The organism is Streptomyces sp. NPDC053673 (assembly GCF_055585225.1).
This window is the reverse complement of the sequence record NZ_JBVJKN010000011.1, coordinates 64417-87941: the sequence shown is the minus strand read 5'-3', so window position 1 is coordinate 87941 and position 23525 is coordinate 64417. Positions and strand designations below refer to the sequence as shown.

The 23525-nt window shown below is 69.8% G+C and carries 21 protein-coding genes and 1 riboswitch; of the genes, 10 read left to right on the top strand and 11 right to left on the bottom strand.

Annotated features, from left to right (window positions below):
- Window positions 1-58: 58 nt before the first annotated feature.
- Together ACZ6ZQ_RS18120 and ACZ6ZQ_RS18115 are read left to right on the top strand one after the other, a co-directional pair.
- Window positions 59-1027 carry a diacylglycerol/lipid kinase family protein gene (locus ACZ6ZQ_RS18120; protein ID WP_469769486.1) on the top strand — a complete coding sequence of 323 codons (969 nt, stop codon included), beginning with the start codon at window positions 59-61 and terminating at the stop codon, window positions 1025-1027.
- Between the two features lie 316 nt (window positions 1028-1343).
- Entirely contained in the window at window positions 1344-1601 is a 258-nt protein-coding gene (locus ACZ6ZQ_RS18115; protein ID WP_003953983.1) for a WhiB family transcriptional regulator, read from the top strand.
- Window positions 1602-1864: 263 nt separating this feature from the next.
- Here ACZ6ZQ_RS18115 and ACZ6ZQ_RS18110 read toward each other — a convergent pair whose 3' ends face one another.
- Together ACZ6ZQ_RS18110 and ACZ6ZQ_RS18105 are read right to left on the bottom strand one after the other, a co-directional pair.
- Window positions 1865-3331: a sensor histidine kinase gene (locus ACZ6ZQ_RS18110; protein WP_469769594.1), complete on the bottom strand. Its 1467-nt coding sequence runs from the start codon at window positions 3329-3331 to the stop codon at window positions 1865-1867.
- 351 nt (window positions 3332-3682) lie between these two features.
- Window positions 3683-4300 (bottom strand): TetR/AcrR family transcriptional regulator, encoded by a 618-nt coding sequence (locus ACZ6ZQ_RS18105; RefSeq protein WP_469769485.1) that lies wholly within the window; start codon window positions 4298-4300, stop codon window positions 3683-3685.
- 83 nt (window positions 4301-4383) lie between these two features.
- Between ACZ6ZQ_RS18105 and ACZ6ZQ_RS18100 the strand changes: the two genes are divergently transcribed.
- A complete protein-coding gene (locus ACZ6ZQ_RS18100) occupies window positions 4384-5142 on the top strand; it encodes an SDR family oxidoreductase (RefSeq protein ID WP_469769484.1) in 759 nt (252 codons plus the stop codon).
- 35 nt (window positions 5143-5177) lie between these two features.
- Here ACZ6ZQ_RS18100 and ACZ6ZQ_RS18095 read toward each other — a convergent pair whose 3' ends face one another.
- Window positions 5178-6248: an SIS domain-containing protein gene (locus tag ACZ6ZQ_RS18095; RefSeq protein WP_469769483.1), complete on the bottom strand. Its 1071-nt coding sequence runs from the start codon at window positions 6246-6248 to the stop codon at window positions 5178-5180.
- A 160-nt stretch (window positions 6249-6408) separates the two neighbouring features.
- Here ACZ6ZQ_RS18095 and nagB point away from each other — a divergent pair, with 160 nt between their 5' ends.
- Window positions 6409-7194 carry a glucosamine-6-phosphate deaminase gene (gene nagB / locus ACZ6ZQ_RS18090; RefSeq protein WP_469769482.1) on the top strand — a complete coding sequence of 262 codons (786 nt, stop codon included), beginning with the start codon at window positions 6409-6411 and terminating at the stop codon, window positions 7192-7194.
- Between the two features lie 83 nt (window positions 7195-7277).
- Here nagB and ACZ6ZQ_RS18085 read toward each other — a convergent pair whose 3' ends face one another.
- The 4 genes from ACZ6ZQ_RS18085 to ACZ6ZQ_RS18070 form a co-directional block, all read right to left on the bottom strand.
- Window positions 7278-8789: a glycoside hydrolase family 3 protein gene (locus ACZ6ZQ_RS18085; protein WP_469769481.1), complete on the bottom strand. Its 1512-nt coding sequence runs from the start codon at window positions 8787-8789 to the stop codon at window positions 7278-7280.
- Window positions 8790-8799: 10 nt separating this feature from the next.
- A complete protein-coding gene (locus tag ACZ6ZQ_RS18080) occupies window positions 8800-9651 on the bottom strand; it encodes a carbohydrate ABC transporter permease (protein WP_469769480.1) in 852 nt (283 codons plus the stop codon).
- Window positions 9648-10652, bottom strand: a complete 1005-nt coding sequence (locus ACZ6ZQ_RS18075) for a carbohydrate ABC transporter permease (protein ID WP_469769479.1) — start codon at window positions 10650-10652, stop codon at window positions 9648-9650. The genes ACZ6ZQ_RS18080 and ACZ6ZQ_RS18075 overlap by 4 nt, the downstream gene beginning before the upstream one ends.
- 76 nt (window positions 10653-10728) lie before the next feature.
- On the bottom strand, window positions 10729-12012 hold the full coding sequence (locus ACZ6ZQ_RS18070; RefSeq protein WP_469769478.1) for an extracellular solute-binding protein: 1284 nt from the start codon (window positions 12010-12012) through the stop codon (window positions 10729-10731).
- 294 nt (window positions 12013-12306) lie between these two features.
- Here ACZ6ZQ_RS18070 and ACZ6ZQ_RS18065 point away from each other — a divergent pair, with 294 nt between their 5' ends.
- From ACZ6ZQ_RS18065 to ACZ6ZQ_RS18045, 5 genes are all read left to right on the top strand, one after another.
- A complete protein-coding gene (locus ACZ6ZQ_RS18065) occupies window positions 12307-13074 on the top strand; it encodes a GntR family transcriptional regulator (protein ID WP_469769593.1) in 768 nt (255 codons plus the stop codon).
- Between the two features lie 298 nt (window positions 13075-13372).
- Window positions 13373-15568 (top strand): carbon starvation CstA family protein, encoded by a 2196-nt coding sequence (locus ACZ6ZQ_RS18060; protein ID WP_469769477.1) that lies wholly within the window; start codon window positions 13373-13375, stop codon window positions 15566-15568.
- Window positions 15569-15582: 14 nt separating this feature from the next.
- Window positions 15583-15789 (top strand): YbdD/YjiX family protein, encoded by a 207-nt coding sequence (locus tag ACZ6ZQ_RS18055; RefSeq protein WP_469769476.1) that lies wholly within the window; start codon window positions 15583-15585, stop codon window positions 15787-15789.
- A 191-nt stretch (window positions 15790-15980) separates the two neighbouring features.
- Window positions 15981-16102, top strand: a riboswitch (cobalamin riboswitch).
- 130 nt (window positions 16103-16232) lie between these two features.
- A complete protein-coding gene (locus ACZ6ZQ_RS18050) occupies window positions 16233-18617 on the top strand; it encodes a ribonucleoside-diphosphate reductase subunit alpha (RefSeq protein ID WP_469769475.1) in 2385 nt (794 codons plus the stop codon).
- A complete protein-coding gene (locus ACZ6ZQ_RS18045; protein ID WP_469769474.1) occupies window positions 18617-19645 on the top strand; it encodes a ribonucleotide-diphosphate reductase subunit beta in 1029 nt (342 codons plus the stop codon). Before ACZ6ZQ_RS18050 ends, ACZ6ZQ_RS18045 begins: the two co-directional genes overlap by 1 nt.
- On the opposite strand, the gene ACZ6ZQ_RS18040 is transcribed toward ACZ6ZQ_RS18045, so the two are convergent.
- Window positions 19600-19824: a hypothetical protein gene (locus ACZ6ZQ_RS18040; protein WP_469769473.1), complete on the bottom strand. Its 225-nt coding sequence runs from the start codon at window positions 19822-19824 to the stop codon at window positions 19600-19602. The genes ACZ6ZQ_RS18045 and ACZ6ZQ_RS18040 overlap by 46 nt on opposite strands.
- Window positions 19825-19906: 82 nt before the next feature.
- Here ACZ6ZQ_RS18040 and ACZ6ZQ_RS18035 point away from each other — a divergent pair, with 82 nt between their 5' ends.
- Window positions 19907-20872, top strand: coding sequence for a helix-turn-helix domain-containing protein (locus ACZ6ZQ_RS18035; RefSeq protein ID WP_469769472.1), 966 nt, complete (start codon window positions 19907-19909; stop codon window positions 20870-20872).
- 6 nt (window positions 20873-20878) lie between these two features.
- On the opposite strand, the gene ACZ6ZQ_RS18030 is transcribed toward ACZ6ZQ_RS18035, so the two are convergent.
- The 3 genes from ACZ6ZQ_RS18030 to ACZ6ZQ_RS18020 form a co-directional block, all read right to left on the bottom strand.
- Entirely contained in the window at window positions 20879-21616 is a 738-nt protein-coding gene (locus tag ACZ6ZQ_RS18030) for a D-Ala-D-Ala carboxypeptidase family metallohydrolase (protein WP_469769471.1), read from the bottom strand.
- Between the two features lie 185 nt (window positions 21617-21801).
- Entirely contained in the window at window positions 21802-22443 is a 642-nt protein-coding gene (gene def, locus ACZ6ZQ_RS18025) for a peptide deformylase (protein ID WP_469769470.1), read from the bottom strand.
- A gap of 62 nt (window positions 22444-22505) precedes the next feature.
- Window positions 22506-23513 (bottom strand): tetratricopeptide repeat protein, encoded by a 1008-nt coding sequence (locus tag ACZ6ZQ_RS18020; RefSeq protein WP_469769592.1) that lies wholly within the window; start codon window positions 23511-23513, stop codon window positions 22506-22508.
- Window positions 23514-23525: the final 12 nt, after the last annotated feature.

The following is a 23525-nucleotide window of genomic DNA, read 5'->3' as shown; positions in this document are numbered from 1 at the left end:
GTACGTCCCCGCCGACCCGGGCTGGGCCGGGTACCGCCCGGTAGGTACCCTGGCGCCCATGCGCGCACTTCTCGTGGTCAACCCGGCAGCAACCACCACCAGTGCCCGCACCCGTGACGTTCTCATCCACGCCCTCGCCAGCGAGATGAAGCTGGAGGCCGTCACGACGGAGTACCGCGGCCATGCCCGGGACCTCGCCCGGCGGGCTGCCGAGTCCGGGGAGACCGACCTGGTCGTCGCGCTCGGCGGCGACGGCACCGTGAACGAGGTCGTGAACGGTCTGCTGCATTCCGGCCCGGAACCGGACACCCTCCCCCGCCTCGCGGTCGTGCCCGGTGGCTCCACCAATGTCTTCGCCCGCGCGCTGGGCCTGCCGAACGACGCCGTGGAGGCGACCGGCGCGATCCTGGACGCGCTCAGCCTCCAGAGCGAGCGGACGGTCGGGCTCGGTCTCGCGTCGGGTACGCCGGGCACGGAGGACGAGGCGATCCCGCCCCGCTGGTTCACCTTCTGCGCGGGCTTCGGCTTCGACGCCGGTGTGATCGGCCGGGTCGAACAGCAGCGAGAGCGCGGCAAGACATCGACGCACGCCCTGTATGTGCGCCAGGCGGTGCGCCAGTTCCTCGAGGAACCGCATCGCCGGCGTGGCGCGATCACGCTGGAGCGCCCCGGCGCGGACCCGGTGACGGACCTCGCGCTGTCCATAGTCTGCAACACCTCCCCCTGGACCTACCTGGGCAATCGTCCGGTGTACGCGTCTCCGAGGGCTTCCTTCGACACGGCCCTCGACGTGCTCGGACTGAACCGGCTCTCCACGCTCGCCGTGGCCAGATATGCGACCCAGCTCCTCACCTCGACCCCCGACCGCGGCCCGCGCGGCAAGCACGCCTTCTCCCTGCACGACCAGACGGACTTCACCTTGCATTCGAAGGCTCCGCTGCCCTTCCAGATGGACGGTGACCATCTCGGCCTGCGAACTAGCGTGACGTTCACAGGCGTACGCCGTGCACTGCGTGTGATTGTGTGAGTGGAAGAGCCCTAAGCCCTTTATCTCGAACGTATGGGCTGGGGTCCACCCCATGGAAGTACGGCTGTGACCTAGTCGACACCGAGGAATCAAAAAAAACTTTCCGGAAGGGGTTGTATCCGCCGCCGAGGTTTGCGAATCTCTACATGGCGATCGGGACGGCCCGCAGAACCGGCCTCTCAGAGCCAGAATCCCTCCTCATTCCAAGGACCACAACCAGTTTCATCTGGGCGTCGGCCCTTCCGCTGCGGGGGGATTCGTGAAAGCGTTCACATTCACAAGCAACCTGCACGTAATACCAAGAGAGGTAGCAGCCATGGACTGGCGTCACAACGCCGTTTGCCGCGAGGAAGACCCCGAGCTGTTCTTCCCCATCGGCAACACCGGTCCTGCGCTGCTGCAGATCGAGGAAGCCAAGGCCGTCTGCCGCCGCTGCCCCGTCATGGAGCAGTGTCTGCAGTGGGCGCTCGAGTCCGGCCAGGACTCCGGCGTCTGGGGTGGCCTCAGCGAGGACGAGCGCCGCGCTATGAAGCGCCGCGCCGCTCGCAACCGGGCGCGCAACGCCAGCGCCTGATTGCCACCGCTACGAGCCTGAGCCCGGCGGCGCGTACGGCGAGTACGCACTCACCGCCCCCGAGCCGCAGCGCGCAGCAGTAACTCACAAGCGTTCGAGCCCCGGACCGTGTCCATACGGTCCGGGGCTCGCTGCTGTTCCCGGCGGAATCGGCCCGGGAGCTTCCTGGCTCTGCACCGATCGGCCAGGGTGACCGGGCAGCACTTCCTGGCTCCGCACCGGCGGTCCGGGCCCTTCTGGCGCCGCCCCCGCCGCGGCCAGGGCTACTTCTGGCTTCGCACCGGGATGTCGAGCACGACGCGCGTGCCACGGCCGAGGGCGGGCTGCATGTCGAAGCTGCCGCCCAACTCCCCCTCGACCAGAGTCCTGACGATCTGCAGGCCGAGATTGCCGGCCCGCTGCGGATCAAAGCCTTCGGGCAGTCCGCGGCCGTCGTCCTGGACGGTGATCAGCAGCCGCTCGTCGGAGCGCGGGCCTCCGCGTACCGCCGAGACCTCGACCGTGCCGTGCTCTCCCGGGGCGAAGGCGTGCTCCAGGGCGTTCTGCAGGACTTCGGTGAGGACCATGGAGAGCGGAGTCGCGACCTCGGCGTCGAGGATTCCGCAGCGGCCGGTGCGGCGGCATTCGACCTTGCCCGGGGAGATCTCGGCGACCATCGCGAGCACCCGGTCGGCGATCTCGTCGAACTCGACCCGCTCGTCCAGATTATGAGACAGCGTCTCGTGGACGATCGCGATCGAGCCGACACGGCGGACCGCCTCGTTGAGCGCCTCCCTGCCGCGGACGGAGTCCATCCGGCGGGCCTGCAGCCGCAGTAGCGCGGCGACCGTCTGGAGGTTGTTCTTCACCCGGTGGTGGATCTCCCGGATGGTGGCGTCCTTGGTGATCAACTCCCGTTCGCGGCGGCGCAGTTCGGTGACGTCGCGGAGCAGTACGAGGGAGCCGATGCGGGGGCCCTTGGGCTTGAGCGGGATGGCGCGCAGCTGAATGACGCCGCCGCTGCTCTCGACCTCGGCCTCGCGGGGCGCGTATCCGCTGGCGAGTTTGACCAGGGCTTCGTCGACCGGGCCGCGGGACGGGGCGAGTTCGGCGGTGATCTGGCCGAGGTGCTGGCCGACGAGATCAGCGGCGAGGCCGAGGCGGTGATACGCGGAGAGGGCGTTCGGGGACGCGTACTGGACGACACCGTCGGCGTCGAGGCGGATCAGTCCGTCGCCGGCGCGCGGGGAGGCGTCCATCTCGACCTGTTGCCCGGGGAAGGGGAAGGCGCCCGCGGCGATCATCTGGGCAAGGTCCGAGGCGGACTGGAGGTAGGTGAGCTCCAGCCGGCTCGGGGTGCGGACGGTCAGCAGATTGGTGTTGCGGGCGATCACTCCGAGTACGCGGCCGTCACGGCGCACGGGGATGGACTCGACCCGTACCGGCACCTCCTCGCGCCACTCCGGGTCGCCCTCGCGCACGATCCGGCCCTCGTCGAGTGCCGCGTCGAGAAGAGGACGGCGGCCTCGTGGAACCAGGTGCCCGACCATGTCGTCCTGGTAGGAGGTGGGGCCGGTGTTGGGCCGCATCTGGGCGACGGAGACATAGCGGGTACCGTCGAGAGTGGGCACCCAGAGCACGAGGTCGGCAAAAGAGAGGTCGGAGAGCAGTTGCCACTCCGAGACCAGCAGGTGGAGCCACTCGAGGTCGGACTCACTCAGAGCGGTGTGCTGGCGTACGAGATCGTTCATGGAGGGCACGCTGTGAGCGTACCTTCGGTATGAACCTGACGGGATCGGGCTCCGTGGTGGAGGATGGGCCCGGAATCAGTCCGTGCGTATGGATGGACAGACCAGAATGGTCTAGTCCACAATGGTACGGATCGCACCACCCCCGGGTTCACCCGGGTCCCGAAATACCTCCGCCCTCCCCGCACAGGAGGGTGGACCGAGGTACCCGGCGCTCTCTGCCCTGACTGCGCCGAGACCTCCCACGGCCGCGTGGGACCGCACACCCCGCCGGCCGAGCAACTCCGGGCTGCGGTGCCGGACGGGTTGAGGGTCCCGTCCTGGCGCCGCGGCCCGCGGGTGTTTCCGGGGTCTTCACCGCGGGTCCGACTCCGATCCCGCCCCCGGCCACGCCCGCATCGCCACCTCCCCCGCGGCCTGCAGGGCCTCTTTCGTCGCACCGTCGCGGGCCTGGAGCGACAGACCCTGGAGTACAGCCGCACTGAAGCAGGCGAGGGCGGCCGGGTCGGTGCCGGGAGGAAGGGCACCCGAGGCGACATCCGCGCGGATACGGGTCTCGATGGCGGCGCGGGCGATGTCGCGCCGGTCCCGCAGGCCGGCCGCGACCTCCGGCGTCGCGCAGTTGACCGCCCCACCGATCACCAGGCAGCCCCACGGGTGTGCCGGGTCGGAGTACTCCGCCGCGCCCTCGCGCACCATCCGCTCGACGGCGGCCCGGGCGGTGGGCTCCTCGGCCAGGGCACGGCCGAGGAAGGCGCCGTACGTGTCCCCGTAAGCGCTCACGACCTCCTCGAAGAGGGCCTTCTTGTCGCCGAAGGCGGCGTACAGGCTCGGCGCGCCGATGCCCATGACGCGCGTGAGGTCCGCGACCGAGGTCGCCTCGTAGCCGCGCTCCCAGAAGATCATCGTGGCCTGCCGCAGGGCCGTCTCCCGGTCGAAGGAGCGGGGCCTGCCGCGCTGTTTCGTCGCCATGCCGAAAATTCTATAGCGATCGTTCGAGAATCTGTTACGGTCGTTTTCTGTAGCGATCACTAGGGAAATTGGGAGAGATTGCCATGAGCGCGCTCACAGGCAGGACGGCACTGGTCACCGGCGGCAGCAGGGGCATCGGACGGGCCATCGCGGAACGGCTCGGTCGGGACGGCGCGCGGGTGGCCGTGCACTACGGCAGCAACGAGGCCGCGGCGAAGGAGACGGTCGCGGCGATCGAGGATGCGGGCGGCGAGGCGTTCGCTATCGGGCAGGAGCTGGGCGTGCCGGGGGACGCGGCGGGACTGTGGGAGCAGTTCGACCGGGCCTCCGGAGGCGGCGGGCTGGACATCCTGGTCAACAACGCCGGCATCGCGGGTGGACGCGGGTTCGCGGACATCCGCGAGGAGGACTTCGAGCGGACCTTCGCGGTGAACACCAAGGCGCCGTTCTTCGTGACCCAGCTGGGCGCGGAGCGGCTGCGGGACGGCGGCCGGGTCATCAACATCTCCTCCGGGCTGTCCCGGGCCGCGGTGATGCCGGACCTGATCGCGTACTCGATGAGCAAGGCCGCACTGGACATGTTCACCCGGAATCTCTCCAAGATCCTCGGACCCCGTGGCATCACGGTGAACGCGGTCGCCCCCGGCATCATCGACACGGACATCAACGCGGACTGGCTGCGCACGAGCGACGAGGCGCAGGCGGGCGCGGCAGCGATGTCGGCGCTGGGGCGCGTGGGCGCCCCGTCCGACGTCGCCGATGTGGTGGCCTTCCTCGCCTCCGACGCGGGCCGCTGGATCACCGGCGAGTGGCTCGACACCTCGGGCGGCTCGCTGGCGTGACGGCGGGTGTGGGGGAACGCGTTTCCCCCACACCGTCACCGCGTTTCGGTGACCTTCGCGAGAGCCCGCGGCGCGTCCGGGTCCTGGCCGCGGGCGATGGTCACCTCGTACGCCAGAAGCTGGAGCGGAAGGATCTCCAGGATGGGCTGGACCTCCTCCGCCACTCCCTCCGTGGGCAGGACGAACCCCGCGGAGGCCGCCTCGACCTGAGGCTTCGGGCCGACGACGACCAGGTCCGCGCCGCGGCCGCGGAGGCGGTCGAGGACGGGCTGGAGGGCCTCGCCGCCGCGGCCGTCCGTCACCACCGCGATCACCGGGGAGATGTTGTCGACCATGGCCAGCGGCCCGTGCAGCAGGTCGGCGCCGGAGTACGAGAGTGCCGGGATGTAGCTCGTCTCCATCAGCTTGAGGGCCGCCTCCTTGGCCGTCGGATAGCCGTAGCCCCTGGACGTGATGACCATGCGCTCGGCGAAGCGGTAGCGCGAGGCCAGGGCCTTCACCTCGGCCCGGCGGGCCAGGATCTCCTCCGCGAGGCCGGGGAGGACGTGCGCCGCGGAGCCGTCGCCGCCGCGCAGCCCCTCGGCGAAGAGATAAAGAGACAGCAGTGACGCCGTGTAGGTCTTGGTCGCCGGGAGTGCCTTCTCCGGGCCGGCCAGGATGTCGATGTGGAACTCCGAGACCGCGGCCAGCGGCGAGTCCGGGTTGTTCGTCACGGCGAGGGTGACCGCACCCGCCTCCCGTGCGGCCCTGGTGGACGCCACCAGGTCCGGGGAGCCCCCCGACTGACTCACCGTGATCACCAGGACGTCGGTGAGATCGGGCTTCGCCCCGTACGCCGTCGTCGTGGACATCGAGGTCAGCCCGCACGGCAGCCCGAGGCGGATCTCCAGCAGGTACTTCGCGTAGAGCGCCGCGTTGTCGGACGTGCCGCGTGCGGTCAGCAGGACGAAGCGCGGCTTCCGCGCGGCGATCTCCGCGGCGACTTCACGGATCCTCGGCGCTCCCCGGTCGAGGATCCGGCGCAGCACGGCGGGCTGCTCGGCCATCTCGCCGGACATGATCGTGCCCGGCTGCTCGCGGTGCTCGGCTGACGTCGTGGCGGACATGCTGGGCCTCCAAAGGTGCCTGCGTACGGTCCGGACGCCGTCCGGCTCAGTCGACCACGGGGGCCCGCGCCCCCGCCAGCCGGCATTCACCGGGGCGTCACCCCATTCTGCTAGATTGGTCTATACCACAGTGACCTTTCAACCGATCGGCAGGCCCAGCGTGGAAGTTGTCATCGTCCAGGACGCCAAGGCAGGCGGAGAGCTCATCGCCCAGGGCATCGCGGACCTGCTCCGCCGCAAGCCCGACGCGCTGCTCGGGGTGGCCACCGGATCGACGCCGCTGCCCGTCTACGAGGCGCTGGCGGCGAAGGTACGGGCCGGGGATGTGGACGCGTCGCGGGCGCGGATAGCCCAGCTGGACGAGTACGTGGGCCTGCCGGCCGGGCACCCCGAGTCGTACCGCTCCGTCGTTCTGCGTGAGGTCGTCGAGCCGCTCGGACTGAGCGCGGACGCCTTCATCGGCCCGGACGGGTCGGCGCAGGACGTCCAGGCCGCCTGCGAGGCGTACGACGCGGCGCTGGCGGAGGCGGGGGGTGTCGACCTCCAGTTGCTCGGGATCGGCACGGACGGGCACATCGGGTTCAACGAGCCCTGCTCGTCGCTCACGTCGCGCACGCGGATCAAGACGCTGACCGAGCAGACGCGGGTGGACAACGCGCGGTTCTTCGACGGGGACATCGAGCAGGTGCCGCACCACGTGATCACGCAGGGGATCGGGACGATTCTGGAGGCGCGGCATCTGGTGCTGCTCGCGACGGGCGAGGGGAAGGCGGAGGCGGTCGCTCAGACCGTCGAGGGGCCGGTTGCCGCGGTCGTACCGGCCTCGGCGCTCCAGTTGCACCCACACGCGACCGTGGTCGTGGACGAGGCGGCCGCGTCCAGGCTGAAGCTCGCGGACTACTTCCGGCACACGTACGCGAACAAGCCGGCCTGGCAGGGGCTGTAGGCCCCTAGGGCCTGTACGGTGAGGCCCGGCCGCCCCCCGCTTGGGGCGGCCGGGCCTCGGTCTTCGAGGGCGCGCCGGATGCGCTACGCGCCCGTGATCGCCTCCGCCGCCGCACGGCCGCAGACCCTCGCCGCACCGAAGGTCGCCACGTGGAGGGCGCCGCGCGGCTCGGCCTGGTTGAGGCCCATTTCGACCACGATCGTCTCCGGGCGGGCCGCGAGGAGCGCGTCCAGGGACCGGAGCATCCACGCGTGGCGGTGCGCGTCGCGGACGACCGCGACGATCCGGCGGTCGCCCGCGGCCAGGAGGACGTCATCGACCGCGGAGTCCGCGTACGTGCCCGTCTCCGTGCCCGGAAGCAGCCGGGCCAGTTCCGCCGCGACGCCCCACGGAGTCTCGTCGCCGACCGCGATGTTGGCCACGGGCGTGAACGCGGCGACGTACGGCGGCGAGGTCAGGGGTTCGTGGGGCCGCTCCCCCGCCGTGACGCGTACCGCCCGCCGGGCCGCGGTCAGGCCGATGTCGGTGCCGGGCGCGGTCCCCTCCTGTGAAGCCGCGCCCGGCTCCGATGCCGCCCCCCTGGCCCCCCTGGTCCAGTCCGCGAGCGCGCGCACGCGCGCGGCCGCGTCGGCCAGTCGTTCCTCGGGCAGCTCGCCCTGGCGTACCGCGGTGACCAGCGCATCGCGCAGCCGCAGCACGGTGCCCTCGTCGGCCAGGCCGCCGCCGACACAGATCGCGTCGGCACCGGCGGCGATCGCGAGGACACTGCCGCGCTCGATTCCGTACGTTCCGGCGATGGCCTGCATCTCCATGCCGTCGGTGACGATCAGGCCGTCGTAGCCCAGCTCCTGGCGCAGCAGACCGGTGAGGATCTGCGGGCTCAGGGTCGCCGGGCGGTCCGGGTCGAGCGCGGGTAGCAGGATATGCGCGCTCATGACCGACTTGGAACCCGCTGTGATGGCCGCGTGGAAAGGCACCAGCTCACGGGCGTGCAACGTGGCCAACTCCACATCGATGCGGGGCATCGCATGGTGTGAATCGACGGCTGTGTCGCCGTGTCCGGGGAAGTGCTTGGTGCACGCAGCGACCCCGGCGGACTGGAGTCCTTCGACGTAGGCGGCGGTGTGCCGGGCGACCAGTTGCGGATCGGCCCCGAAGGAACGCACCCCGATGACGGGATTGTCTGGGTTTGAGTTGACGTCGGCGGACGGGGCCCAGTTGAGGTCGACCCCGCACTCCGCGAGCCGGCGGCCGAGCTCATGGGCCACCGCCCGGGTCAGCCCGATGTCGTCCACGGACCCGAGGGCGTAGTTGCCGGGGAAGGAGGAGCCGGTACGGACCTCCAGACGGGTGACGTCCCCGCCCTCCTCGTCGATCGCGACGAGGACGTCGTCACGCTCGGCCCGCAGCTGCGAGGTGAGCGCGGCCAGTTGGCCGGGCGAGGCGATGTTGCGGCCGAACAGGCCGACGGAGGAGAGCCCTTCACCGATCCGGCGCAGCAGCCAGTCGGGGGCGGTGGTGCCGAGGAAACCGGGCTGGAGGACGGCGAGAGCGTCACGCGTGAGCGTGTCGGAGCCGCGTACGAGAGTCGTCATGTCGACCGCGTCATCCCTTCACTGCGCCGGCCGTCAGACCCGCGGCCATCTTGCGCTGGACGAGGAGGAAGAGGACCACGATGGGAACGGCCATCATCGTGGCGCCGGCCATCATCGGCGCGTATTCCGTGCCGTGCTTGGTGGTGAAGTTGCCGAGCCAGACGGTGGCCGTCTGGTTCTGCTGGCTCATCAGCATCAGCGCGTACAGGTACTCGTTCCACGCCTGGATGAAGCCGTACACGGACGTGGCCACCATGCCCGGGGCGAGCAGCGGGAAGACCACGCGCATGAAGGCACCGGTGCGGGTGCAGCCGTCGACCATCGCCGCCTCCTCCAGCTCCTTCGGGATGTTGACGATGAATCCGCGCAGCGTCCACACCGTGAAGGGGAGGATGAAGGTGAGGTACGTGATGATCAGGCCGGTGAGCTTGTCGTACTGACCGAGGTCGTTGAGCAGCAGGAAGACCGGGATGATCATGGCGACCAACGGGACCATCTGGACCGCCAGGATCCCGACGATCACGATCTTCCGGCCGCGGAAGGCGAACCGGGAGATGGCGAGCGCGGCCAGCATGCCGACCACGATGCCGATGGCGACCACGACGAGCGAGACGATGAGGCTGCGTCCGACCGGGCCCCAGAAGTCGGCGACGTCGAAGGCCCGCGAGAAGTTCTCCAGGGTGAAGACCCTGGGGAAGAAGTGCGGGTTCGGGTCGATGGCGTCCTTGGCCGGCTTGAAGGCCGTGTTGAGCATCCAGTAGACGGGGAAGCCGGCCGTGATGAAGACCAGCAGGCCGAGCAGGTTCCAGCCGAGCTTGCTCTTTCCGGGGCGGCGGACCGCGGCAGGGGTCGATGCGCTCACTCGACTTCTCCGATCTTGAGCATCTGGCGCATGTAGACGGCGACCACGCCGAGCAGCAGGATCACCGTCACCAGGGCGATCGCCGAGCCGCCGCTGTAGTCGTTGACCACGAAGGCCTTGTCGTACGAGTACGTCGTGAGCAGCTGGAACTCGGCCTCGGGGTGACCGTTGCGCATCACGAAGACCTGCGGGAAGACACCCATGTCCCAGATGACCGAGAGCGTCGTGAGCATCACGATGATGGGCTTGAGGACCGGCAGCGTGACATAGCGGAAGACGCCCCACGAGCCGGCCCCGTCGAGGCGGGCCGCCTCTTCGAGCTCCTTGGGGACCTGGGTGAGTCCCGCGCTCAGCGTGATGACGACGAAGGGCACGGCGCCCCAGACGACCAGCAGCATGATGACGGCGAGGCCCTGCGGACCGGTGGCGAACCAGTTGTGCCCGATCATGTCGACCCCGGGCAACTGGCTGAGCACCCAGTTGAGGACGCCGTAGTCGGTGTCGAAGAGCCACTTGAAGATGGCGGTGGCGACGATGATGGGCATGCCCCAGCTCGCCACGAGCGCGATGTTGACCAGCGTCTTCACCCAGCCTGAGACACGCTGGAGCAGCAGGGCCGTCAGCATGCCCAGGACCATGGTCAGGACGACCGCGCCGCCGGCGAAGACCACGGTACGGACGACGACGGTCCAGAACTCACCGTCTCCCAGGATCTTGGTGAAGTTGGCGAAGCCGACCGATTCAGGCTCCTGGAAGCCCCACAGCTGCGCCTGACCGAACTTCTGGAAGGAGAGGGTGACCAGCCGGACCAGCGGATAGCCGAGGACCAGCAGCAGGACGAGCAGACAGGGCGCGAGCAGTGTCCACGGCACCGCGGCCCCACCGCCCGCGCGCCGCCGCTCACCCGGCTTTCCGGCTCCCCCGGCCCCGGCTGCGGCGCCCGGGGCTGTCGACGGCCGCTTCGGCGGCACCTTGGCAGTGGTTGTGTCAGCGGCACTCATCCGGCGCTCCTCAGCGGTCCCTCTCCTCGTACGGGAGCAGGGCCCCGTCGTCGCCCGACGGGGCCCTGCCGGAAGGTCACTTGGTGTTGATGACCTTGTCGATCGCGGCGTCCGCGGCCTTCGCTGCCTCCTCGACCGTCTTCTTGCCGGTGCCGATCTCGCGCAGCATCGTCTTGAGGGTCTGGGCCTTCTCGACCTGGCCCCAGCCCGGCGCCATCGGGACGAACCAGTTGGACTCGGCGGCGGTGGCCGGGACGAGCGTCTTCGGGTCGGCCTTCAGGGTCGCCAGGTCCGTCTTGTTGTTCGGCAGGTTGCCCTTGCCGATGAGACCCTTCTGGCCCTGGGCGCCGGTGAAGGCGTTGATCCACTCGGCGGCGACGTCCTGCGCCTTGGACTTGACCGGGATGGCCAGGTCCGAGCCGCCGAGGAAGACGGGGAGGTTCTTGCCGGACGGGCCGGGCATCACGAAGTTCTCGAGGTTGCCCTTGAGCTTGCCGGTCTTGTCGTTCTCCGGGGCCTCGGAGGTGGCGCCTTCCCAGGCGGCGCCGAAGATCATGCCGGCGTTGCCCTGGCCGTACACGATGTAACGGTCCGACTCGTCCTTGGTCTTGTCGGCCTTCATGTACTTGTCGAGCACGCTCTTGTACTCGTTGAGGCCCTTGATGGACTCGGGCGAGGAGAGGCCGGCCTTCCACTGGTCGCCCTCCTTCTTCGCGATGGCGCCGCCGGCGTCGTAGACGAAGGACATCGCGGCGTACCAGTCCGGCGAAGGCTGGTACCAGGCGCTGAACTTGTTGCCCTTCTTCGCCTGGATCTTGTCGAGGGCGGCAGTCAGCTCGGCGTACGTCTTGGGGGCCGCCTTCACACCGGCCTCGGCAGCGACGTCCTTGCGCCAGTTGCCCACACGGCCACCGGCGTAGTACGGCACGCCGTAGGTCTTTCCGTCGTACGAGACGGACTCCTTGAGGCCGTCCAGCCAGGCGTCGGACTGCTCGAACTTCGCCGGGTCGACCTCGGCGAAGGCGCCCTTGACCATGTAGCCGAGCATCTCGGTGTTGCCCATCTCGACCACGTCGGGGGCCTTGTCCGTGGCGAGGACGGCGTCGAGCTTGGCGTTCTTGTCCGGCCAGCCGTAGTACTCGTGCTTGATCTTGATGCCGGGGTGCTTCTTGACGACCGCGGCATCGGCCGCCTTGACCAGCTCGGGCCAGTTGTTCTGGGCGTCGACCGTCAGCCAGACGGTGATCTCCTTGACGTCCGCACCGGCCTTGTCCCCGCCCTTGTCGCTCTCGGAGCCGCACGCGGCAATGCCGACCATCATGCCCGCGACGCCGATCGCCGCGATGAGCTTGCGCTTCACGCCACCCTCCTCAGGGATGCTGCAACCCCCCGCCCACCGCGAAGACATACGGAGACATACGCCGAGTACTGCTCGTGGGGCTGGGACTTGGTCTTTAATGGTTTAGACCAGTACCGGGAGCTTGGCCTAGACCTTTAGGGGTGTCAAGGGTGTATAAGAAGGGCTGTCGCGTCCGTTATCGGACCGACACCTGAGGGAGGGCGACGACCCGCGACCGGACCGTGCCACCATGTGAGCCGCAACTAGACGGAGGAGCCGGTGACGGCAGCAGCACACGAGTCGGGAAGGCAGGCCATGGCCACGGACGGGGGCGGCACCGAGCCGGAGAACGGGACGGCGACCCGCAGCGCACGCGTGCCCAAGTACTACCGGCTCAAGAGGCACTTGCTCGACATGACGGAGACGATGCCGCCCGGCACGCCCGTACCGCCCGAGCGCACGCTCGCCGCCGAGTTCGACACCTCGCGCACGACCGTGCGGCAGGCTCTTCAGGAGCTGGTCGTCGAGGGCCGACTGGAACGCATCCAGGGCAAGGGCACGTTCGTCGCGAAGCCCAAGGTGTCGCAGGCCCTTCAGCTCACCTCGTACACCGAGGACATGAAGGCGCAGGGTCTGGAGCCCACGTCTCAGCTCCTGGACATCGGATACGTCACAGCCGACGACACCCTCGCCGGGCTGCTGGACATCTCGCCGGGCGGGCGGGTGCTGCGGATCGAGCGGCTCCGGCTGGCCAGCGGCGAGCCGATGGCGATCGAGACGACGCATCTGTCGGCCAAGCGCTTCCCCGCGCTGCGGCGCTCGCTGGTCAAGTACACGTCGCTGTACACGGCCCTGGCCGAGGTGTACGACGTCCATCTGGCGGAGGCCGAGGAGACGATCGAGACCTCGCTGGCCACCCCGCGCGAGGCGGGACTGCTGGGTACGGACGTGGGCCTGCCGATGCTGATGCTGTCCCGGCACTCGCTGGACAGGAACGGCGAACCGGTGGAGTGGGTGCGGTCGGTGTACCGGGGGGACCGGTACAAGTTCGTGGCGAGGCTGCAGCGGCCCGAGGCGGACTGACGGGCCGACGGGCCGACGGGCTGCCGGGCTGGGGGTCCGGCCCGCGGCGCAGCCGCAATCCGGTGCAGTGCCCCCCGGAACAACACAACGTGGCGCGGCCGCAGCGGCCGGAGGCAGGCCGACCCCGGGGCCCTGGGGCCCCCGGGGTGGCCCTGACCAGCGTTCTGGAGCAGCCTCGCAGCAGACCGCCGTACCAGTCGTTGCCGTACCGATATGCGGACTGGGGGTGACGCTGGTGAAACCGTCCCCTAGATTTCCTGCGCGTTACAGGTGATCACGACGGGACGGGAGCCACACCATGGCCGAGCCGGCACCATCGAACACTTCTCAGCGGAGGATGACTCCGCGATCGATCGCAGTCTGGGTATGCGTCGCCCTGGTGGGCGCGGTCGGCTGGAGCGTGCTCGCTCTCGCGCGCGGTGAGGAAGTCTCCGCGGTCTGGATGCTCGCGGCCGCTCTCGGCTCCTACGCCATCGCCTACCGGTTCTACGCGCGCTTCATCCAGTACCGCGTGCTCAAGGCCGACAAGACCCGCGCCACCCCTGCCGAGCGGCTCGACAACGGTGTCGACTTCCATCCGACCGACCGCCGGGTGCTCTTCGGCCACCACTTCGCGGCGATCGCCGGGGCCGGTCCGCTCGTCGGCCCGATCCTGGCCGCGCAGATGGGCTATCTGCCCGGAACCATATGGATCATCGTCGGTGTGATCTTCGCCGGTGCCGTCCAGGACATGGTCACGCTGTTCTTCTCCACGCGCCGCGACGGCCGCTCGCTCGGTCAGATGGCACGGGACGAGATCGGCCCGTTCGGCGGCGCCGCGGCCCTGATCGCGGTCTTCGCCATCATGATCATCCTCCTGGCCGTGCTGGCCCTGGTGATCGTCAACGCGCTGGCGCACTCGCCATGGGGTGTCTTCTCCATCGGCATGACGATCCCGATCGCGCTCTTCATGGGCTTCTACCTGCGGACACTGCGACCGGGCAAGGTCACCGAGGTCTCGCTCATCGGTGTGTCGCTCCTCCTGCTTGCCATCGTCGCGGGCGGCTGGGTCGCCGAGTCCTCGCTCGCCGACTTCTTCACCCTGGAGCCGAGCACCCTGGTCATCTGGATGGTGGCGTACGGCTTCGTCGCCTCCGTGCTCCCGGTCTGGATGCTGCTGGCGCCGCGCGACTACCTCTCCACCTTCATGAAGATCGGCACCATCGTGCTGCTCGCGCTGGGCGTGGTCGTCGCGATGCCGACACTGAAGATGCCGGCGGTCACCGAGTTCGCGGGCAACGGCCAGGGGCCGGTCTTCGCGGGCTCGCTGTTCCCGTTCGTCTTCATCACCATCGCCTGCGGCGCGCTCTCCGGCTTCCACTCCCTGGTCTCCTCGGGCACCACCCCGAAGATGATCCAGAAGGAGACCCAGATCCGGATGATCGGCTACGGCGCGATGCTGACCGAGTCCTTCGTCGCGGTCATGGCGATGATCTGCGCCTGCATCCTCGACCCCGGTCTCTACTTCGCGGTCAACTCACCCGCCGGTGTCCTCGGCACCACGGTGGACTCCGCCTCCCAGGCGGTCGCCAACCTCGGCTTCACCGTCACCCCCGAGCAGCTGACACAGGCCGCGAAGGACGTCGAGGAAGCGAGCCTGCTCTCGCGCACCGGCGGTGCGCCGACCTTCGCGCTGGGCATGTCGGACATCTTCTCCGCGGTGGTGGGCGGCGCCGGGATGAAGGCCTTCTGGTACCACTTCGCCATCATGTTCGAGGCGCTCTTCATCCTCACCACGGTCGACGCCGGCACCCGGGTGGGGCGCTTCATGCTCCAGGACACACTGGGCAACCTCTACAAGCCGATGAAGCAGGTCAGCTGGAAGCCGGGTGTCTGGTTCGCGAGCGCGGTCGTCGTCGGCGGCTGGGGCTACTTCCTCTGGGTCGGCGTGCACGACCCGCTCGGCGGCATCAACCAGCTCTTCCCGCTCTTCGGCATCGCCAACCAGCTGCTGGCGGCCGTCGCGCTCGCCGTCTGCACCACGCTGCTGGTCAAGTCCGGGCGTCTCAAGTGGGCCTGGGTGACGGCCGTTCCGCTGGCCTGGGACGCCTCGGTCACCCTCACCGCGAGCTGGCAGAAGATCTTCTCCGGCGACCCGAAGGTGGGCTTCTTCGCCCAGCGCGACAAGTACCAGGCGGGCATCGACGCCGACAAGGTGCTGCCGCCGGCGAAGTCGATGGACGACATGCACACCGTCGTCACCAACTCGACCGTCGACGGCTTCCTCGCGGCGCTCTTCGCCATCCTCATCGTGATCGTCCTCGCGGACGCGGCCAGGGTCTGCATCAAGGCGATCCGCAACCCTGCGGGCATCCGTCTCGCCGAGGTCCCGTACGTGGAGTCGAAGCTCGTCGCGCCCGCCGGACTGATCACGACCAAGGAGGAGAAGGCGGAGCTCGCGGCCGTCGGAGCCGCAGGCGCGGACCGCGAGGCTGCGGGAAGCGGCACGGCGTGAGTACCGTGGCAGGTATGACAGCGGTGAGCGGCCTGCGGCGCGCGGTGGACTGGGTCCGCTGGTACGTGCGAGAGGTGTCGGGCGAGTCGGTGTACGACCGCTACGTCGCCCACACCAGATCCCACGACCCGGGCGCGAAGGTGATGTCACGCCGCGAGTTCGAGCGCAGCCGCATGGACGCCAGGGAGGCCGACCCCCGCGAGGGGTTCCGCTGCTGCTGAGCGATGCGCCGACGGGCCGCCGTGTTCCCCTGCGGGAAGCGGCGGCCCGTTGGCGTTCCCGTGATCCACGCTGCGCCGGAGCGCGACCGGGAGCCGGTACCAGGCGTGAGCCCGCCGACGGACGTCCTGGAGCTCCAGGAGCCGCCGCGACACAACATGTGGGGGGTTCCGCAACCAGTCGCCCCCACATGTATGCTCATCTCGCTGTCGCCGCAGGGGAATCCGGTGCGAATCCGGAACTGTCCCGCAACGGTGAATCGGTGCTACCCACGTGCCCACGAGTCCGAGGACCTGCCGACAGCGCGCCCGGACCGTCCGGCCCGGGTGCCGACACGTCCGGGCCTCGCGGAACAGGCCGGTGGACGCGGCGCACCGGCTCTCAGACGTGTGCGCCCGTGCCCCTGCGCCCCGCCGGCCCCCAGCCGAGCGAGGGAGAGCACCCCGTGACCATCGCGCCGCCCGATCCTGCTTCAACGAAGCTCACCGACGGGCCAGGTACCGCGCTGCTGCGGACCCTTACCGACCTCACCGCCGATCTCCCCGACACCGACCCGGGCCGCGTCGCCGCCGCCGCGCTCCGGGGCCGTCATGCGGGCTCGGACGAGGCCGAACTGCGCGAGTTGGCCACCGAAGCGGCCGCCGGCCTGATCTCGGAGGACCCGGCCTACTCACGGCTCGCCGCCCGGCTGCTCACCCTCACCATCGCGGAGGAGGCAGCCTCACAGGGGGCGGCCGCCTTCTCCGGCTCCGTCGCCGTCGGCCACCGCGAGGGCCTGATCGCGGACCGCACAGCCGCGTTCGTGCAGACCCACGCCGGGCGCCTCGACTCGCTCGTCGACCCCGCCGGCGACGACCGCTTCGGCTACTTCGGCCTGCGCACCCTCTACAGCCGCTATCTCCTCCGGCACCCGATCACCCGCAAGGTCATCGAGACGCCGCAGCAGTTCATGCTGCGCGTGGCCGCCGGCCTGGCGGAGGACGACTCGGTCCGGGCCCTCGACGAAGTCGCCGCGCTGTACGGGATGATGAGCCGGCTGGACTACCTGCCGTCCTCCCCCACCCTCTTCAACTCCGGAACGCGCCACCCCCAGATGTCGTCCTGCTATCTGCTGGACTCCCCGCTGGACGAGCTGGACTCCATCTACGACCGCTACCACCAGGTCGCGAGGCTGTCGAAGCACGCGGGCGGCATCGGCCTCTCCTACTCCCGCATCCGCTCCCGCGGTTCGCTGATCCGCGGTACCAACGGCCACTCCAACGGCATCGTGCCGTTCCTGCGGACGCTGGACTCCTCGGTCGCCGCCGTGAACCAGGGCGGCCGCCGCAAGGGCGCGGCCTGCGTCTACCTGGAGACCTGGCACGCGGACATCGAGGAGTTCCTGGAGCTGCGCGACAACACGGGCGAGGAGGCGCGCCGTACGCACAACCTCAACCTGGCGCACTGGATCCCCGACGAGTTCATGCGCCGGGTGAACGCGGACGCCGAGTGGTCGCTGTTCTCACCGGCCGACGTGCCCGAACTGGTCGACCTGTGGGGCGACGACTTCGACGCCGCGTACCGCAAGGCGGAGGCCGCCGGGCTCGCGCGCAGGACGATCCCGGCCCGTGACCTCTACGGCCGCATGATGCGCACCCTCGCCCAGACCGGCAACGGCTGGATGACGTTCAAGGACGCCTCGAACCGGACCGCGAACCAGACCGCCGAGCCCGGCACGGTCGTCCACTCCTCCAACCTCTGCACCGAGATCATCGAGGTCACGAACGACGGCGAGACGGCGGTCTGCAACCTCGGTTCGGTCAACCTCGGCGCCTTCGTCGAAGAGGGAGCCGACGGCCCGGAGATCGCCTGGGAGCGGCTGGACGAGACCGTCCGTACCGCCGTGACCTTCCTCGACCGGGTCGTCGACATCAACTTCTACCCGACCGAGCAGGCCGGCCGCTCCAACGCCAAGTGGCGCCCGGTGGGCCTGGGCGCGATGGGTCTCCAGGACGTCTTCTTCAAGCTGCGGATGCCGTTCGACTCGGCCGAGGCCCGGGCCCTGTCGACGCGGATCGCCGAGCGGATCATGCTGGCGGCGTACGAGGCGTCCTGCGACCTCGCGGAGCGCAGCGGCCCGCTGCCCGCCTGGGAGCAGACCCGCGCGGCGCGCGGTGTGCTGCACCCCGATCACTACGGCGCTGCCGTGGAGCTCAACTGGCCCGAGCGCTGGGCAGCGCTGCGCGCCCGGATCGCCGGGACCGGGATGCGCAACTCGCTCCTCCTCGCCATCGCGCCGACCGCGACCATCGCCTCGATCGCGGGCGTGTACGAGTGCATCGAGCCGCAGGTCTCCAACCTCTTCAAGCGCGAGACCCTGTCCGGCGAGTTCCTGCAGGTCAACTCCTACCTGGTGGACGACCTGAAGAAGCTGGGCGTGTGGGACGCGCAGACCCGTGAGGCGCTGCGCGACTCCAGCGGCTCCGTGCAGGGCCTGAACTGGATCCCGGCGGATGTGCGCGAGCTGTACCGCACGGCGTGGGAGATCCCGCAGCGCGGCCTCATCGACATGGCCGCCGCCCGCACGCCGTTCCTGGACCAGTCGCAGTCGCTGAACCTCTTCATGGAGACGCCGACCATCGGCAAGCTCTCCTCGATGTACGCGTATGCCTGGAAGCAGGGCCTGAAGACGACGTACTACCTGCGCTCCCGCCCGGCGACCCGGATCGCCCGGGCCGCGTCCGGCACCGCGACCGCCGCCACCCCCATCCCCGTACAGCAGGCGGCCCCCGACGCCGACGCGATCGCCTGCTCCCTTGAGAACCCCGAGTCCTGCGAGGCTTGCCAGTAATGACCACCGCGAACGACAGCAAGGCCGAGAAGAATCTTCTCGACCCGGGCTTCGAACTGACCCTCCGCCCCATGCGCTACCCGGACTTCTACGAGCGCTACCGAGACGCGATCAAGAACACGTGGACCGTGGAGGAGGTCGACCTCCACTCCGACGTCGCCGACCTCGCCAAGCTCTCCGCCGGTGAGCAGCACCTGATCGGCCGTCTGGTCGCCTTCTTCGCGACCGGCGACTCGATCGTCGCGAACAACCTGGTGCTGACGCTCTACAAGCACATCAACTCCCCCGAGGCGCGGCTGTACCTGTCGCGGCAGCTCTTCGAGGAGGCCGTGCACGTCCAGTTCTATCTGACGCTGCTGGACACCTACCTCCCGAACCCGGAGGACCGCGCCGCCGCCTTCGACGCGGTCGAGAACATCCCGTCCATCCGCGAGAAGGCGCAGTTCTGCTTCAAGTGGATGGATTCGGTCGAGAAGATCGAGCGGCTGGAGACGAAGGCCGACCGCCGCCGCTTCCTGCTGAACCTGATCTGCTTCGCGGCCTGCATCGAGGGGCTGTTCTTCTACGGCGCCTTCGCGTACGTGTACTGGTTCCGCTCCCGGGGCCTGCTGCACGGCCTGGCGACCGGCACGAACTGGGTGTTCCGCGACGAGACGATGCACATGAACTTCGCCTTCGAGGTCGTGGACACGGTCCGCAAGGAGGAGCCGGAGCTCTTCGACGACGAACTCCAGCAGCAGGTCACCGACATGCTGCGGGAGGCCGTCGAGGCGGAGCTGCAGTTCGGCCGCGATCTGTGCGGTGACGGCCTGCCGGGCATGAACACCGAGTCGATGCGCGAGTACCTGGAGTGCGTCGCCGACCAGCGGCTCACCCGGCTGGGCTTCGCCCCGGTCTACGGCTCGCAGAATCCGTTCTCCTTCATGGAGCTCCAGGGCGTCCAGGAGCTGACGAACTTCTTCGAGCGTCGCCCGTCGGCGTATCAGGTGGCGGTCGAGGGCTCGGTCGACCTGGACGAGGACTTCTGACGGCTCGGCCGGACATGTGCGGGCGGGGGCCCGGGCCGGGTGACGGTCCGGGCCCCCGCCCGCTCCGCCTCACGCAGCCGGCGGTCGATGGCGCGGTCCCTTGCGTGCCCGATGAACGCGGGAAGGCCGACAACGAGGAGAACTCCCAGGATGACGAGGTAGTCGAGGAATGTGTTCATGTCCTCCACTGTCGTCGCCGGGCCCCGGAAACATCAGTGGCAGGACTGTCACCAACCATCGAATTACTGCCACACTGAATCCATGTTGAAGAACGTGGCGGCCGTCCTGCTCGACGGCGTACACCCCTTCGAACTCGGCGTCCTCTGCGAGGTCTTCGGCCTGGATCGCAGCGATGACGGACTCCCGGTCCACGACTTCGCGGTGGCCTCCGCGGAGGGGCCGCGGCTGCGCACCCACGCCGGGTTCGCGCTGGACGTCGAGCACGGACTCGAACGGCTGGCGGAGGCCGATCTGATCGCCGTGCCGACCGGGAGCGACTACGGGGAGCGCGAGTACCCCGAGGCGCTGCTGGAGTCGCTGCGCGCGGCCGTCGACCGGGGCGCGCGCGTGCTGTCCGTGTGCACCGGCGCGTTCGTGCTGGGGGCCGCGGGGCTGCTCGACGGGCGACGCTGCACCACCCACTGGCGCCATACGGCCGCGCTGGCCCGCCGCCACCCGCGGGCACTCGTCGACCCCGATGTGCTGTATGTCGACGAGGGGCCGGTCATCACGTCGGCCGGCACCGCGGCCGCGATCGACGCCTGTCTGCATCTCGTTCGCAGCGAGTTCGGTCCGGAGGTCGCCAACAAGATCGCCCGGAGGATGGTGGTGCCGCCGCACCGGGACGGGGGGCAGGCGCAGTACATCGACCGGCCGCTGCCGCGCACCCGCTGCGACACGGTGGGCGAGGTGCTCGCCTGGATGGAGCGGCATCTCGACCGCGAGATGACCGTGGAGCAGCTGGCGGTACGGGCGCACATGTCGCCGCGGACCTTCGCGCGCCGCTTCCAGCAGGAGACGGGGACGACGCCGTACCGCTGGCTCCTGCGCCAGCGGGTGCTGCTGGCACAGGAGTTGCTGGAGGCCACGGACGACACGGTGGACGCGATCGCGGGCCGCGCCGGCTTCGGCAACGCGGCCGCTCTGCGGCACCACTTCCTCCGTACGCTCGGGACGACGCCGAACGCGTACCGGCGCACCTTCCGCGGGCCGGTACGCGTGGCCTGAGTGGGCTCAGATCCCGCAGCTGGACGCGGACCAGAAGCGGCTCGCGCGGTGGTCGACGTGGGTGTGGTCGCCGTGGCCCGGGTAGCCGGGGCCGAGGATGCCGTTGAAGCCGTGGTTGCGGGCCTGCTGGGCGAGCTTGCACAGGGAGTGGGGTCCGGCGCCGAGGTCCGCCGCGTCGCCGTACAGGTGGCGGCTGTTGGAGGCCCCGCCGACCGCGCTGTTGCAGGCGTAGGAGCGGAAGCCGCTGGTCACGGTGATGGGCTGGTCGCCGAGGGCGTGCCGCATGGCCTCCAGCTTCCACATCGTGCGCAGCGCGTTGGACTTCGCGGTGGCCGCGCTCACCGCGCCGCCGGACCAGGTGGAGTTGCAGTCGTTGAGCTCGGCGTAGCTGAAGTGGATCGGGGTGCAGTCGTCGTCCTGGAGGGCGTAGAGCTTGTTGAAGGTCTGGGGTCCTGCGATGCCGTCGGCCGTGAGCCCGTACGCGGACTGGAAGCGCTTGACGGCGGCGGCGGTCGCCGGGCCGTAGTCGCCGTCGATGGCGAGGACGCCGCCGTAGCCGGGGTAGCCCCCGACCCGGATCTGCAGCTGGGTGACGTCGGCGCCGGAGGTCCCCTGGGAGAGGGTGCGGGACCAGGTGTAGCAGCCGTCGGCGTGTGCCGTGCCGGCCGTGGCCACGACCCCGCCCAGCGAGGCAGCCATGAGCATGACAAAGGACAGCAGGAGTCGTGCGGTGCGTCTGGGCATCGGCCCTCCATGACGAGTCCACCGGATATGGGAGCTGCACCCAGAGACTGGCGGGGCGGTCGACGCGCGTCAACAGGGCCACAGCAGCTGTCATTTGCCCGCCCATTGGCGGTAACGGCAGCGCCCCGCACCGGTCGACGGAGCGGGGCGCTGCCGCGAACGACGGCGACGGCGACGGCGACGGATCAGTCGTTGGGGACGACCTCGTAGCGCGGCGTGCCCTCGGCCATCTGCCGCAGCGCGTCCTTGCGGTCCCGCTTCGACAGCCGGTCGATGTACAGGTAGCCGTACAGGTGGTCCGTCTCGTGCTGCAGGCAGCGCGCGAAGTAGCCGGTGCCGCGCACCTTGATCGGCTTGCCCTCGGCGTCCTGGCCGTGCACCTCGGCGTAGTCGGGGCGGGCCAGCGAGGCGTACGCCGTCGGCACGGACAGGCAGCCCTCGTTCGAGTCGTCCAGGTTGCGGTGCTCCGGCGGCAGCTCCTGCAGCACCGGGTTGCAGACGACGCCGGTGTGACGCACACCCTCGTCGTCGGGGCAGTCGTAGACGAAGACCTTCAGGTCCACACCGATCTGGTTGGCGGCCAGGCCCACGCCCTCCGCCGCCCGCTGGCTGGCGAACATGTCGTCGATCAGCGCCGCGAGCTTGTCGTCGAACTCGGTGACGTCCTTGCACTCCTTGTGGAGCACCGGGTTGCCGACGACGGTGATCGGACGGGCCGTGCCACGCTCGCGGTACGCCCGCTCGCGCTCCTCACAGTCCTCCGTGTCCACGACGAAACCATCGTTGACCTGCTGGTCCGTGTGCTGGTCCGTCTCCTGCTGCGCCATTGTCCGCCGTACGCCTTCCTCGGGTGCCCGTCTGATTGCTCCATACAGACTACGGCCCGAAGTCAGCAGACTTCCTCAAGATCCCGCCACTCGCGGCTGTCCGGGCTGTCCGCGACCCAGCCGTCCAGCAGCCCGCGCACCAGAGCGGCGGGCGCAGCGATACCGCATTCACGCTCCGGCACCCACATGTCGCCGGCCGTGCGGTGGCCCAGCGGCCCCGGGTGCCCCGGCTCGCTGTGGTCGTGCGGGTCCAGGTGCTCACCGTCGCCCTCAGCACTCGGCATCACGCTCTCGGAACAGGCCCGGCAGAGCAGCCGCACCGACGACGACCAGTCCTCGGCGGCGAAACCGGCGTCGGCGGCGAGCTGCTCCAGGGCGTCCCGGTCGTCCTCGGTGGCGGCCTCCAGCAGCACCACCCAGGTGGGGACGGGCGAGGGCGCCCAGAGCTCGATCTCGTCGAAGACGGGGAAACTGTGGCCGGCGGCGGTGGTGCGCTCGCCGTGCGGTACGCCGTCGTGCAGTACGACCTCGCCCCAGCGGCGGCCGGACGACGGCAGGGGGATGGAGAGCACCTCTATCCGGGCCGGGTCGAGCCTGCGGCCCCACACCACCTCGGCCTCGCCCTCCGGCGACAGCCGTACGGCGGCGCTGCCCAGCTCCATCCCGACGGGCTCGCCACCCGCGGCCCCCGGTCCGCCGATTCCGGCGCGTGAGGGGCTTCCGGGCACCTTCAGCCCGTACGCCTGCCAGGCCCGGCGGGCCAGCGGCCAGTCCTGGAGAGCGGTGGCCGCGATCCCCACGTTCCACCAGTCGGGGGCGCCGGTCTCCTTGTCCAGCAGGGCGACGGCCCGCAGGCCCGCGGCGCGCGCCTGCTCCCAGTCGTGCCGGAACTTGTGCAACAGGGCCAGGTTGAACCAGGACTCGGAGAGCCAGGGCTCCAGATCCGCCGCACGGGTCAGCAGTGCGCCCGCGTCCTCGTACCGGCCGTCGCCGATCAGCGTGAACGCGCGGTCGGTGGCCTGCCGCCACGAGGCGGAGGGCCGATGCCGTACCTTCCCGAAGATCCTCACGATTCCCGCCTG

Excerpts from the sequence above, each read along its gene's own strand:
- ACZ6ZQ_RS18065 (WP_469769593.1), top strand. The coding sequence starts at position 12,307 with ATGGCCACGGACGGGGGCGGCACCGAGCCGGAGAACGGGACGGCGACC.
- ACZ6ZQ_RS18060 (WP_469769477.1), top strand. The coding sequence starts at position 13,373 with ATGGCCGAGCCGGCACCATCGAACACTTCTCAGCGGAGGATGACTCCG.
- ACZ6ZQ_RS18120 (WP_469769486.1), top strand. The coding sequence starts at position 59 with ATGCGCGCACTTCTCGTGGTCAACCCGGCAGCAACCACCACCAGTGCC.
- ACZ6ZQ_RS18045 (WP_469769474.1), top strand. The coding sequence starts at position 18,617 with ATGACCACCGCGAACGACAGCAAGGCCGAGAAGAATCTTCTCGACCCG.
- ACZ6ZQ_RS18100 (WP_469769484.1), top strand. The coding sequence starts at position 4,384 with ATGAGCGCGCTCACAGGCAGGACGGCACTGGTCACCGGCGGCAGCAGG.
- ACZ6ZQ_RS18095 (WP_469769483.1), bottom strand. The coding sequence starts at position 6,248 with ATGTCCGCCACGACGTCAGCCGAGCACCGCGAGCAGCCGGGCACGATC.
- ACZ6ZQ_RS18115 (WP_003953983.1), top strand. The coding sequence starts at position 1,344 with ATGGACTGGCGTCACAACGCCGTTTGCCGCGAGGAAGACCCCGAGCTG.
- ACZ6ZQ_RS18040 (WP_469769473.1), bottom strand. The coding sequence starts at position 19,824 with ATGAACACATTCCTCGACTACCTCGTCATCCTGGGAGTTCTCCTCGTT.
- ACZ6ZQ_RS18075 (WP_469769479.1), bottom strand. The coding sequence starts at position 10,652 with ATGAGTGCCGCTGACACAACCACTGCCAAGGTGCCGCCGAAGCGGCCG.
- ACZ6ZQ_RS18055 (WP_469769476.1), top strand. The coding sequence starts at position 15,583 with ATGACAGCGGTGAGCGGCCTGCGGCGCGCGGTGGACTGGGTCCGCTGG.
- def (WP_469769470.1), bottom strand. The coding sequence starts at position 22,443 with ATGGCGCAGCAGGAGACGGACCAGCACACGGACCAGCAGGTCAACGAT.
- ACZ6ZQ_RS18035 (WP_469769472.1), top strand. The coding sequence starts at position 19,907 with ATGTTGAAGAACGTGGCGGCCGTCCTGCTCGACGGCGTACACCCCTTC.
- ACZ6ZQ_RS18085 (WP_469769481.1), bottom strand. The coding sequence starts at position 8,789 with ATGACGACTCTCGTACGCGGCTCCGACACGCTCACGCGTGACGCTCTC.
- ACZ6ZQ_RS18030 (WP_469769471.1), bottom strand. The coding sequence starts at position 21,616 with ATGCCCAGACGCACCGCACGACTCCTGCTGTCCTTTGTCATGCTCATG.
- ACZ6ZQ_RS18110 (WP_469769594.1), bottom strand. The coding sequence starts at position 3,331 with ATGAACGATCTCGTACGCCAGCACACCGCTCTGAGTGAGTCCGACCTC.
- ACZ6ZQ_RS18105 (WP_469769485.1), bottom strand. The coding sequence starts at position 4,300 with ATGGCGACGAAACAGCGCGGCAGGCCCCGCTCCTTCGACCGGGAGACG.